Below are 11441 nucleotides of genomic sequence, written 5' to 3'. Positions count from 1 at the left end.
GGCGGGCCTGTGCCGTCCTCTGAGGAAAGGACACTCATCCAACCGAGTACGGGGGCACCATCCCAATGAAAGCGCTCAAGATCCTCCTCACCGCCGGCCTCCTCCTGACGGCGGCGGCGACCCCGGCGATGGCGGCCGAGGGGCAGCATCGCCCGCGGGCCTCCCTCAAGATCACGATCGCCGCCGAGGGCGCCGCGGCCACGTCCGTCCGGCTGACGTGCGGATGGCCGGGTGGCAGCCACCCGACCCCGCGCGCCGCCTGCCGCGTCCTGAACAAGGTCAAGGGCAAGCCCGCCAAGCTCTCCAACCCCGACGCGATCTGCACCAAGGAGTTCAGGCCGCACACGGTCACGGTGAAGGGCCGCTGGTACGGCAAGCGGGTCGACTTCACCAGGACCTTCGGCAACAACTGCCTGATGGTCTCCGAGGGCGGCGCGCTCTACAGGTTCTGACGCCTGCTCCGCCGTACCGCCAGCAGCCCGAGCGTGGCGCAGGCCAGCACGACGGCGAGCGCGGTGTACGGCGAGCGCCACCACGGGGACGCATCCGTGGCGACGGACGCCGCGGCGGGAGTGATGGGCAGGGCGGCGGCTGCCACGGGGGCGGTCGCCGTCTTGCCGATTCCCGGCGGCCTGATCTCGCCCCAGGGGTCCTTGCCGCCGTTGCCGGCGAGCCAGTCGGCGGCCGACGCCTTGGCCTCGGCCGTCTGCGGCAGAGCGGTGAAGGCGCCGGGAACCTTGAGGGTGCCGAGTTCGTAGGGGGAGAACCACTCCTGGATCGCCGTGACCCGCCAGTTCCCGGCCGGCAGGGCGACGGCGGTGGCGTAGTGGGCGGGCTCGCGCAGCCGTACCGCGTCGAAGGCCAGGGTGCGCTTGCCGTCGGAGAAGCTCAGCCCGACCTTCAGCTCCTTCTCGTTGCCGTGGTAGGGGTGGTTGCCGTGCTGCAGCAGCCAGGAGCCGATGGTGTAGGAGGTGCCCGGCTGGAAGGCGGCGGGCACCGGGTCGAGGTAGGTCACCGCCCAGCCCCCTGCCCTGGCGGGCGTGGCCACCACCAAAGCGGGGAGCAGCAGGCCGAGGATGAGCAGAATTCGTTTCATGCCTCGGATACACCGCCCGGTGCGGGAGGGTTCCGCGCCGGCGGTCAGGGACTCACCCGGGCGAGCATCTCCAGCGGGTCGGCCAGCATCTGGGTGAAGGCCAGCTCGGCGGCGCCGACGAGGGTGACGTCGTCGCCGAGCGCGGTGGTGCGCAGCCGCAGGTTGGCGCGGGCGGCCGGGAGGCTGCTGGTGTTGATCTGGGTGCGCACCTGGGCCGCCGAGCCCAGGTAGAGCTCGCGCAGGGTGCCGCCGAAGACGACGACCTCGGGGTTGAAGATGTTGACGAGGTTGGCCACGCCGATGCCCAGCCAGTCGCCGGCGCGGTGCACCGAGTCGCGGGCGGCGATGTCGCCTCGGTCGGCCGCCTCGACCAGGGTGCGCACGGCCTCGCGCCCGACCCTGCCGTACATGCCGGCGTGGTCGATGAGCGCCCGCTCCCCCACCTCGGCCTCCAGGCAGCCGCGTGAGCCGCAGCCGCACGGACGGCCGCCCGGGTTGACGATCATGTGGCCGACCTCGCCGAAGTAGCCCTCGTGGCCGCCGAGCAGGTGGCCTCCCGCGATGATGCCGCCGCCGATGCCGACGTCGGCGTGCAGGTAGATGAGGTTGCGGCAGCCCGGCGCCACGCCCCTGGTGTGCTCGGCCAGCGCGCCCAGGTTGGCGTCGTTGCCGACCGCCACCGGCAGGCCCATGGCGAGCTTGCGGCTCAGCTCCTCGCCGAAGGGCAGCTCGGCGATCGGGCCGACCAGGTTGGGGCTGAAGTGCACGGTGCCGTCGCTCTCGCGCACGGCGCCGCAGAAGGCCGCGGCCGCGCCCACGCAGACCGTGTCGGGGCGGGTCTTGCGCACCATCTGGCGGGCGAACCCGGCCAGCGTGGAGATCACCTCGGCCAGGTCGAAGGTGCCGCGTTGCCGGACGGACTCGCGGCGGTCGAGGATGACCCCGCCCAGCCCGACGCGGGCGGCGACCAGCCGGTCGACGCCCACGTCGAACGCGAGCACGTAGATGCGGGCCGATTCCGGCCGCACGACGAGCGAAGGACGGCCGGCGCGCCCGGTCTCCCTGGGCAGTTCCTCGCGTACCAGCCCGGCGGCGGCCAGGTCGGCGGTGAGCGCCATGATCGTGCTCCGGTTGAGTCCCATCCGGCTGGTGAGCTCGGCTCGTGAGGTGGGACCGCCGAGATGCACGTGGCGAAGCAGGGTGCCCAGGTTGTACCTGCGGATCTCCTCCTGAGAGGGACCAGCACGCATCGTCGTTCCATCCTTCGGGTGGGAGAGATCCACCCTATCGGTGGCCCGTGGCCGCGGCCCGCTTGCGCGAAAGGGCGTCCACGCTGGCCGCGAGCAGCAGCACCGAACCGGTCACGACGAACTTCTGGCCGGATCCGTAGCCCATGAGACCCATGCCGTTCTCGACGACGGCCACGACCGCGCCGCCCAGGATCGCGTCCAGCGCCCGCCCCTTGCCGCCGAAGAGGCTCGTACCGCCGATGACGGCGGCACCGACGGAGAAGAGCAGGACGTTGCTGCCTCCGGTGTTCGGGTCGACCGACGCGGCGCGCGAGACGGCGAGCACGCCGCCGACCGACGCCATGAAGGAGCAGATCACGAAGCAGGCGATCTTGATCCGGTCGACGGGGATGCCCGCCCGCCGGGCGGCCTCGGCGTTGCCGCCGACCGCGTAGATGTGCCGCCCGAAGGCGGTACGGCGCAGCACGAACGTCCACAGCAGCAGGAAGAACAGGATGACCGGCACCACGATCGGCACGCCCATGAGCGGGATGGCGCGGCCGCGGTCGAGGTTGAGCACGTAGACGGCCAGGCCGATGACGAGCGCCACGGCCGCGACGCGACCGCCGATGACCAGCGGGGGCGCGATGGCCAGCCCGCGCTTGCTGCGGTTGCGCGCCTGTACGAGCTGCACGGCGGCGTAGCCCGCCACGGCGGCGGCGGCCAGTCCCCAGCCCAGCCACGGCGGCAGGTTCTTGTTGGAGATGGCGAAGATGGTCTGGTCGCGCACCGAGATGATGTTGCCCTGGCCCAGGATCAGCAGGACGACACCCTGGAAGGCGATGAAGGCGGCCAGCGTCACGACGAACGACGGGATGCCGAGTTTGGCGACGAGCGAGCCCAGGATCAGGCCGATCACGACGCCCGTGGCCATGGCCGCGAGGATCGCGACGTACCAGGGCACGCCCACGTTCACCAGCGTGACCGACATGACGACCGCGCAGACGCCGCTGGCGAAGCCGGCCGACAGGTCGATCTCGCCGAGCAGCAGGACGAAGATCAGGCCCATCGCGATGACGACGTAGACCGCGCCCTGCGTGAGAAGGTTGGCGAAGTTGCCGGGCGAGAAGAAGATCGGCCGCAGCACCGAGAAGACGCCGACGAGCACGACCAGCCCGAAGATGGCCGGGAGGGCGCCCAGGTCGCCGCCGCGCACCCGCTGGACGTACTCCTTGACGATGGCCTGCGACTCGACTTTCTGGGGCAGGGTGTCGACGCTCATGAGCCACTGCCGTTCGTCAGGCCGAGCGTGCCGCTGCGGCCGGAGGTGATCAGTTCGACGACCTGCGAGTGAGTGACCTCGGAGGCCTTGACCTGGGCCGCCATGCGGCCGAGGTAGAGCGCCGCGATCCGGTCGGAGACGGCGAAGACGTCGTTGAGGTTGTGCGAGATGAGCACGACGGCCAGGCCCTTGTCGGCCAGCTGACGCACCAGTTCCAGCACCTGCGCGGTCTGGGCGACGCCGAGCGCGGCGGTCGGCTCGTCGAGGATGACGACCTTGCTGTTCCAGAGCACCGCCTTGGCGATCGCCACGGTCTGGCGCTGACCGCCCGACAGGCTGGAGACGTGCTGGCGCAGCGACTTGACCGTGCGCACCGACAGGCCCGCCAGGGTCTTGGCGGCCATCTCCTCCATCGTGGCCTCGTCGAGGACCAGGCCGCTCTTACGCTCCCGGCCCAGGAACATGTTCTGCACGATGTCCAGGTTGTCGCAGAGCGCCAGGTCCTGGTAGACGATCTCCACGCCGAGCGCGGCGGCCTCGCGCGGGCTGCTCACCGTGACGGAGTTGCCCTCGAAGTAGTACTCGCCAGAATCGATCGAATAGATGCCGCCGATGCACTTGACCAGCGTGGACTTGCCCGCGCCGTTGTCGCCGACGAGTGCGGTCACCTCACCGGGATAGGCCGAGAAGGCGACGTCGTGAAGGACCTGGACGGGACCGAAGCTCTTGTCGATCCCGCGCAGCTCCAGGACCGGGGTGGTCACTGTGGGTGCTCCTTGGAAGAGGGGTACGGCTACCGCCCTCGGCGGGCGGTAGCCGTACGCGGGGGAACTAGCTGATTCCTGCCTCGGCGCACTTGGCGGCGAACTCGCCGGCGCACAGCTCTTCCTTGGTCACGAAGTTGTCGGCGACGACGTCCTTCACGTTGTCCTTGAAGATGGCGACGGGGGTCAGCAGCACGGCGGGGACGTCCGCGTTGGTCTCGGTGTCCTTGACGGTGCCGGTCGCGGCCGGCTTCTCGCCGTTGGCGAGCGCGATCGCGAGCTTGGCGGTCGCGTCGGCCTCCTGCTTGACGGCCTTGTAGACGGTCATGCACTGGTCGCCGTTGAGGATGTTCTGCAGGCCCTGAACGGTGGCGTCCTGGCCGGTGACCGGGACCTTGCCGTTGAGGTTGTTCTTCTTCAGCACGGTGATGGCGGCGTTGCCGAGGCCGTCGTTGGCGGCGAGCACGCCGGCGATCTTCGGCTCCTTGGTGAGCTGCTGCTCGAAGATGGTGCCGGCCTGGGCGTTGTCCCAGTCGGGCACGGAGTCGTCCGGTCCGGCGACGTACTCACCGGCGTCGAACTTGGGCTGCAGCACGCCGTCGTAGCCCTGCTTGAAGAGGGTGGCGTTGTTGTCGGTGGGCGAGCCGTTCAGGCGCGCGATCACCGGCTTCTCGGCCTTCTGGTCGGTCAGGCACTTGACCAGGCCCTCGCCCTGCAGCTTGCCGACGGCGGTGTTGTCGAAGCTGACGTAGTAGTCGGCGTTGCCGCCGAGGGTGAGGCGGTCGTAGTCGATCGTGGCGATGCCCTGGGCCTTGGCCTTGTCGAGGACGGCCTTGCCGGTGCCGCTGTCGAGGTTGACGATGGCGAGCACGGTGACGCCACTGGTGATCATCTGGTCGGCGATCGTCTGGAAGGCGGCCTTGTCGCCCTGGGCGTTCTGGATGTCGTACTCGACGCCCGCGGCCTTGAAGGCCTCTTCCAGGTACTTGCGGTCGGCCGTCTCCCAGCGGACCGAGGACTTGCTGTCGGGCAGGATCACGCCGACCTTGCCCTTGGCGGCCGGGGCCGCCGACGAAGCACCGGGCGAGGCGGAGGCGCCGGTCCCGGCGGAGGTGTCACCGCTTTCGCCCCCGCAGGCGGTGAGACCGAGGGAGAGCGCCACCATGGCGGCGCCGATCGTGAAAATCCCCTTGCGCATGCGCGTGGGCCTTTCTCATGGGGGGGTGAATGTTGTTTGGCACAACGTAATCCCCACCCATGAGAGGCGCCAGACACAGGACGGTAACATTTGTTGTCCGCGAGAACTTACCTACGAGCGGCCCTGCTGTGCCAGTACCCATAGGCGAAGTACACGATGAGACCGATCACCATCCAGACGACGAAGCGCAGCCACGTCTCCACAGGCAGGTTGAGCATCAGGTAGACGCACGACAGCACCGCCAGGATCGGGACCAGCGGGACCAGCGGGGTGCGGAAGGCCCGGGGCAGGTCGGGCCGCGTACGGCGGAGCACCACGACGCCGATCGAGACCACCACGAACGCGAAGAGCGTGCCGATGTTGACCAGTTCGGCCAGCGCGCTGAGCGGGATGAACGAGGCCAGGATCAGCGAGACCACTCCCACGAGCAGCGTCACCCTGGCCGGCGTGCCGTACTTGGGATGCACCTTGGCCAGCCCCCTGGGCAGCAGCCCGTCGCGGCACATGGCGAACAACACCCGGGTCTGGCCGAGCAGCAGGATCATCACCACCGCCAGCAGGCCGATGATCGCGCCGATGCTGATCAGCGAGGCGATCCACGGCTGGTTCACCGCCCGGAAGGCCTCGGCCAAGGGAGCGTCCTCGTTGAGTTCGCTGTAGGGCTGCATGCCCACCACGACCAGCGAGACGGCCACGTAGAGGATGGTGCAGATGGCCAGCGAGCCGAGGATGCCACGCGGCAGGTTGCGCTGCGGGTTGACGGTCTCCTCCGCGGCGGTGGCCACGATGTCGAAGCCGATGTAGGCGAAGAAGACGAGAGCGGCGGCGGAGAAGATGCCGATCACGCCGAACGCCACCGGGGTGATGCCGAACAGCACCTGGATCAGCGGCGCCTTGAGCCCCTCGACACCCGGCGTGGACTCCGCGGGCGGGATGAAGGGGGTGTAGTTGTCGCCGTTGACGTAGAAGAGCCCGGCGACGATCACCAGGAGCACGACGCTGACCTTGATGATGACGATCACCAGGTTGAGCCGCGAGGAGAGCTTGATGCCCGCGATCAGCACCGCGGTGAGGATCGCGATGATGATCATCGCGGGGACGTTGAGATCCTTGCCGAACAGGACGAGCGACGGGATCTCTATCCCGATACTGCTCATCAGCGACACGAAGTACTGCGACCAGCCGACCGCCACCACCGCCGCCGCCAGGGCCAGCTCCAGCATCAGGTCCCAGCCGATGATCCACGCGGGGAACTCCCCCAGCGTGGCGAAGGCGAAGGTGTAGGCGCTGCCCGCCACCGGCACCGTCGAGGCGAACTCCGCGTAACACAGGGCGGCCAGACCGCACACGATGCCCGCCACGACGAAGGAGAGGGCCACCGCGGGCCCGGCGGTGTTCTTGGCCACCTGGCCGGTCAGCACGAAGATGCCGGTACCGATGATCACGCCGATGCCGAAAACCGTGAGGTCGACGGCGTTCAGGCGCTTCCTGAGCTGATGCTCGGGTGCCTCGGTGTCCTGGATGGACTGCTCAACGCTCTTGGTGCGAAAGATCTCCACACTGTGATGTTGCCCACACAATAGGTGGTCACACGCCTCCTGCGGGGAGTAGACGACCGGCGACCGCCGCCGGGTGGGTGAGCTGGGGGTAGTGCCCGGTGCCCGCCACCTCCGTCACAAGATGGCCGAGCTCCCCGACCAGTGGATCGGCGGAGCCCACGATGATCTCGACGGGTACCCGCACCCGCTCCAGGAGGGCCCGCGCGACCGGCCGTCCGGCGTGAGCCGTGCGCGCCGCCGCGGCCACGCGCCGTGCTACCCCGGGGCGGCGCAGGTCGGCCGCCGCACTGCCCACTTCCGGCCCGTCCGGCAGGCCGAGGGCGCCGGCCAGGCGCGCGGCGGTCATCCGCCTCATCAAGGGGGCTGCCAGGAACGATCGGTGCAGCCGAGGGCCGGGCGCCTGAAGGAAGGGCGGGGCGATGAGCACGAGTCTGTCGATGCGATCGGGGTGCTCGATCGCGAACCGCAGGGCGGGAAGGCAGGCCACGGAGTGGGCCACCATCACCGGCCGGGTCCGCACCGGCTCCATCAGCCGGGCCAGCCACTCGTGCGTGGGCCGCTCGCCTGGCGCGGAACGGCCCAGTCCTGGCAGGTCGGGAGCGAGCAGGGGGGCGCGCAGGTGCCCGGCGAGCGGCGCCCAGACGTCGGCGTTCATCGGCAGTCCGTGCAGCAGCACATAGGCGGGCCGGTACGGCTCGCCGGCGACCCACGTACGTTCGCGGAAGCCGTACGGTGTGATCCGGGGCGTGTCCCGGCCGAAGCGGGAGGCCACGAGATCATCGGCCCACGTGCGCAGCGCGTCGGTGACGGGCGGCCATCGCAGGCCCACCCGGTCGGCCAGGGCGCGGGCCGAGGCCGTCGGATACCTGTCGGACGACAGGAACGACAGCGTCTCGGGATCGGCCCCGGTGAGCCGTCGCGGCAGCCGGCGTAGCAGGCCGGCCGGGATGTGCCGGCGAGGGGCGCCCATCCCCAGGTGACCGGCGACCGCGGCGATCAGGCCGGGCAGGTTCGGGGTGCTGTCGTCCAGCACCCAGTAGGCCTCGCCCTCGGGCTCGGCGGGGATCTCGGCCAGGAAGGCGGCGAAGAAGTCACTCGTGACGACCGGCAGGAAGGTGTCGGCCCCGCCGGGGAGGGCGGTCAGCCGCCCGTTCCACAGGTTCTCGACGAGCGATGCCAGGCCGAGGTACTGGCCGGGCCCGATCACCGTGCTGGGGTTGGCGATCGACAGCGGGACCTTCAGCTCCGCCGCCCTCGCGCGGACCGCGTGATCGGCCTCGACCTTGGAGGCCTCATAGGCGCCCAGTCTCGCGTAGTCGGCCTGGGCCCCGCTGACCCGGTAACCGCTGACGTGCACGAGTCGCCGCAGCTCCGGTAGCGTCGCCGCCCAGTCGACAACGCTGAGCGCGCCCTGCACGTTGACGGCCCGCGCTTCCTGCACGCCGAGCCCGAAGGCGAACCGGGCGGCGGTGTTGTAGACGTCGCGCGCCGCCGGCACGTGATCGAGTGGCCGGGTGACGTCGGCCTGGACCAGCGTCAAGCCGCTGGTGTCGACGCCGCGTCCCTCCAGCCACGGTGTGAGGGTGTCCTTGCGGACGGCCGCCCCCACCTTCTGGCCTCTGCCGAGCAGTTCCGCGACGAGCGATCGGCCGATGAAGCCGGCCGCGCCGAAGACGATCGCGTCCATGACGAGCTCCCTATAGACTGGTCTACATATTTCATGCCCCAAAAAAGAGCCCGTCGAGAGGACGGGCTCCTTGTCAGGGCAGCAGCGTGGCGACCTGGCGACCCACACGCTCCAGCGGCTCCCTGCTTCGATGCGCCTTGGCGAGCACCAGCCCACCCTCTATCAGCGCGAGCAGGGTGACCGCGAGGTCGTCGGCATCGAGGCGCCCGTCGAGACGGGACGCCAGTGCGGCCGTCCACGCCGTGTACACATCCGAGCAGGCTTGCTGCAAGTCGTCGTTGACGGCCGCCATCTCCAGCGCGACGGTGGCCACCGGACACCCTCTGGCCCAGCCGGACTCCTCGAGCCGATCGCCCAGGTGGGCGATGACCGCCTCGACGAACTCCGCGGCGGAGCCACCGGAGTCGGCCAGCCCTTCCAGGACGCCGCCGATCGTGGCACCCGCCCGCCGCAGGGATTCGCCGACGATCTGGTCCTTCCCTTCCGGAAAATGGAAGTAGAGCGAGCCGCGGGGTGCGCCGCTGACCGCGATCACCTGATTGAGCCCGGCGTTGAAGTATCCGCCCGACTCGATCAGCTTCTCCGACGCGTCGAGGATCCGCTCGCGCGTTTCCGTCCCCTTGTGGCCCACAAGGGGATAATAGACCGATCTATATATTTCTGGAAGGCCTAGTGCGGCGCGTCGATGGGAGTGCTGCGCTTGGCGACGGCCTCGGTGATCTCGCGGGCCAGGTCCTGCCCCGTGAGGCCGATCTGCCCGAGGATCGCCGCCCGCTTGGCGTGGTCGAGGAAACGCTGCGGGATGCCGAAGGTGCGCACGGGCACGTCGACGTCGTTGTCGCGCAGCAGGCGCGACACGGCGTCGCCGACGCCGCCGACGCGGCCGTTGTCCTCGACCACGGCGACGAGCTTGTGCGCTCCCGCCGCCAGCACCAGCGCCTCGTCGAGCGGCTTGACCCAGCGCGGGTCGACGACCGTGGCGGAGATGCCCTGGGCGTCGAGCAGCACGGCGGCGTCGAGGGCGGCCTGGGCCATCGGCCCGACCGCCACGAGCAGCACGTCGGGGTCGCCCGCGCGCAGCACGTCCATCTCGCCGAGCTTGCCGACGGCCTCGATCGAGGCGGCGACCGGGCCCTTCGGGAAACGCAGGACGGTGGGAGCGTCGGAGACCTCCACCGCCTCGCGCAGGAGCTCCTCCAGGCGCTCGCCGTCGCGGGGCACGGCGATGCGCAGGCCTGGGACGACCTGCAGGATCGACAGGTCCCACATGCCGTTGTGGGAGGCGCCGTCGTCGCCGGTGACGCCGGCGCGGTCGAGCACGACGGTGACCGGCAGCTTGTGCAGCGCCACGTCCATCAGCAGCTGGTCGAAGGCGCGGTTGAGGAAGGTGGCGTAGACGGCCACCACCGGGTGCAGGCCGCCGAGCGCCAGCCCGGCGGCGCTGGTGAGGGCGTGCTGCTCGGCGATGCCGACGTCGAACGTGCGCGTCGGGAAGGCCTCGGCGAACTCGTTGAGCCCGGTCGGGTGAAGCATGGCGGCGGTGATGGCGACCAGGTCGTCGCGCTCGCCGCCCAGGCGGACGAGCTCCTCGGCGAAGACGTTGGTCCAGATGCGGCCCTTGGGCTTCTCGAGACCGGTCGCGCGGTCGAAGGCGCCGGGCGAGTGGAACTGGTCCTCTTCGTGGTTCTCGGCCGGGGCGTAGCCGCGGCCCTTCTGGGTCACGCAGTGGACGATGACCGGCCCGCCGAAGTCGCGCGCCGTGCGCAGCGCCGCCTCCATGGCCTGCTCGTCGTGGCCGTCGATGGGCCCGACGTACTTCAGGCCCAGGTCCTCGAACATGACCTGGGGGGCGACGATGTCCTTGACGCCCTTCTTGAAGCCGTGGAGCGCGTCGTAGACGAGCGGGACGTTCTCGAGCTTGCCCTTGAAGAAGTCGAGCATCTCCTCGTAGCGCCGGGTGACCCGCAGCGAGGCGAGGTGGCGGCCCAGGCCGCCGATGGTCGGGCTGTAGGAACGGCCGTTGTCGTTGACGACGATGACCAGGCGCAGGTCGTCGTGCTCGGCGACGTTGTTGAGCGCCTCCCAGGCCATGCCGCCGGTCAGCGCGCCGTCGCCGATGACCGAGACCACGGTGCGGTCGCGCTCGCCGCGCAGCTTGAAGGCCTTGGCCATGCCCTCGCCGTACGACAGCGCGGTCGAGGCGTGGGAGTTCTCCACGAAGTCGTGGCCGGACTCGCCCTGGGAGGGGTAGCCGGACAGGCCGCCCTCCTGCTTGAGCGCCTTGAAGCCCTCGGCGCGCCCGGTGAGCATCTTGTGGACGTACGACTGGTGGCCGGTGTCCCAGATGATCGGGTCGTCGGGCGAGTCGAAGACCCGGTGGAGCGCGATCGTCAGCTCCACCACGCCCAGGTTCGGCCCCAGGTGGCCGCCCGTCTTGGCGCAGGAGTCGACCAGCAGGTCACGGATCTCCCCCGCCAGCCCTGGCAGCTCTCCGACGTCGAGCCTCTTCAGATCTTCCGGCCCCCTGATCGAAGCAAGCAGCTTGCCCACGAAGTCAGTCCCCTCTGCTAGCCGTTCGACCCCGAGTCTAGTTCGTGAGGGCGGTGCCGCCTCACTTGCCTGGACA

Annotated in this window: 10 protein-coding genes; 1 reads left to right on the top strand and 9 read right to left on the bottom strand. The window is 70.0% G+C overall.

Annotated features, from left to right (window positions below; all coding sequences use genetic code 11):
* The first annotated feature begins 65 nt into the window (after nt 1–65).
* Complete coding sequence (locus tag HNR30_RS29075) at nt 66–452, top strand: SSI family serine proteinase inhibitor (RefSeq protein WP_181613247.1); 387 nt, start codon at nt 66–68, stop codon at nt 450–452.
* Here the strand turns inward: HNR30_RS29075 and HNR30_RS29070 are convergent.
* The 9 genes from HNR30_RS29070 to dxs form a co-directional block, all read right to left on the bottom strand.
* Nucleotides 440–1096, bottom strand: coding sequence for a hypothetical protein (locus tag HNR30_RS29070; protein ID WP_181613246.1), 657 nt, complete (start codon nt 1094–1096; stop codon nt 440–442). The two genes, HNR30_RS29075 and HNR30_RS29070, sit on opposite strands and share 13 nt — an antisense overlap.
* A gap of 44 nt (nt 1097–1140) precedes the next feature.
* Entirely contained in the window at nt 1141–2346 is a 1206-nt protein-coding gene (locus tag HNR30_RS29065; protein ID WP_181613245.1) for an ROK family transcriptional regulator, read from the bottom strand.
* A 34-nt stretch (nt 2347–2380) separates the two neighbouring features.
* Nucleotides 2381–3607: a sugar ABC transporter permease gene (locus HNR30_RS29060; RefSeq protein ID WP_181613244.1), complete on the bottom strand. Its 1227-nt coding sequence runs from the start codon at nt 3605–3607 to the stop codon at nt 2381–2383.
* Nucleotides 3604–4371 carry an ATP-binding cassette domain-containing protein gene (locus HNR30_RS29055; protein WP_181613243.1) on the bottom strand — a complete coding sequence of 256 codons (768 nt, stop codon included), beginning with the start codon at nt 4369–4371 and terminating at the stop codon, nt 3604–3606. The genes HNR30_RS29060 and HNR30_RS29055 overlap by 4 nt, the downstream gene beginning before the upstream one ends.
* A gap of 67 nt (nt 4372–4438) precedes the next feature.
* Nucleotides 4439–5569, bottom strand: coding sequence for a sugar ABC transporter substrate-binding protein (locus HNR30_RS29050; RefSeq protein ID WP_181613242.1), 1131 nt, complete (start codon nt 5567–5569; stop codon nt 4439–4441).
* Between the two features lie 107 nt (nt 5570–5676).
* Nucleotides 5677–7128, bottom strand: coding sequence for an amino acid permease (locus HNR30_RS29045; protein WP_181613241.1), 1452 nt, complete (start codon nt 7126–7128; stop codon nt 5677–5679).
* A 28-nt stretch (nt 7129–7156) separates the two neighbouring features.
* On the bottom strand, nt 7157–8815 hold the full coding sequence (locus HNR30_RS29040) for an alpha/beta fold hydrolase (RefSeq protein ID WP_181613240.1): 1659 nt from the start codon (nt 8813–8815) through the stop codon (nt 7157–7159).
* Nucleotides 8816–8888: 73 nt separating this feature from the next.
* Nucleotides 8889–9446 carry a TetR/AcrR family transcriptional regulator gene (locus tag HNR30_RS29035; protein ID WP_181613239.1) on the bottom strand — a complete coding sequence of 186 codons (558 nt, stop codon included), beginning with the start codon at nt 9444–9446 and terminating at the stop codon, nt 8889–8891.
* 38 nt (nt 9447–9484) lie between these two features.
* Complete coding sequence (gene dxs / locus HNR30_RS29030) at nt 9485–11365, bottom strand: 1-deoxy-D-xylulose-5-phosphate synthase (RefSeq protein ID WP_376771767.1); 1881 nt, start codon at nt 11363–11365, stop codon at nt 9485–9487.
* Nucleotides 11366–11441 lie beyond the last annotated feature (76 nt).

The organism is Nonomuraea soli (assembly GCF_013761175.1).
GTDB classification, from domain to species: domain Bacteria; phylum Actinomycetota; class Actinomycetes; order Streptosporangiales; family Streptosporangiaceae; genus Nonomuraea; species Nonomuraea soli.
Note: the sequence above shows the minus strand (reverse complement) of the source record. Positions and strands in the feature narration are given on the sequence as shown.

Bases quoted from the DNA above. Each gene is read 5' to 3' on its own strand.
- HNR30_RS29075 (WP_181613247.1), top strand. From the start codon at position 66: ATGAAAGCGCTCAAGATCCTCCTCACCGCCGGCCTCCTCCTGACGGCG.
- HNR30_RS29070 (WP_181613246.1), bottom strand. From the start codon at position 1,096: ATGAAACGAATTCTGCTCATCCTCGGCCTGCTGCTCCCCGCTTTGGTG.
- HNR30_RS29065 (WP_181613245.1), bottom strand. From the start codon at position 2,346: ATGCGTGCTGGTCCCTCTCAGGAGGAGATCCGCAGGTACAACCTGGGC.
- HNR30_RS29060 (WP_181613244.1), bottom strand. From the start codon at position 3,607: ATGAGCGTCGACACCCTGCCCCAGAAAGTCGAGTCGCAGGCCATCGTC.
- HNR30_RS29050 (WP_181613242.1), bottom strand. From the start codon at position 5,569: ATGCGCAAGGGGATTTTCACGATCGGCGCCGCCATGGTGGCGCTCTCC.
- HNR30_RS29040 (WP_181613240.1), bottom strand. From the start codon at position 8,815: ATGGACGCGATCGTCTTCGGCGCGGCCGGCTTCATCGGCCGATCGCTC.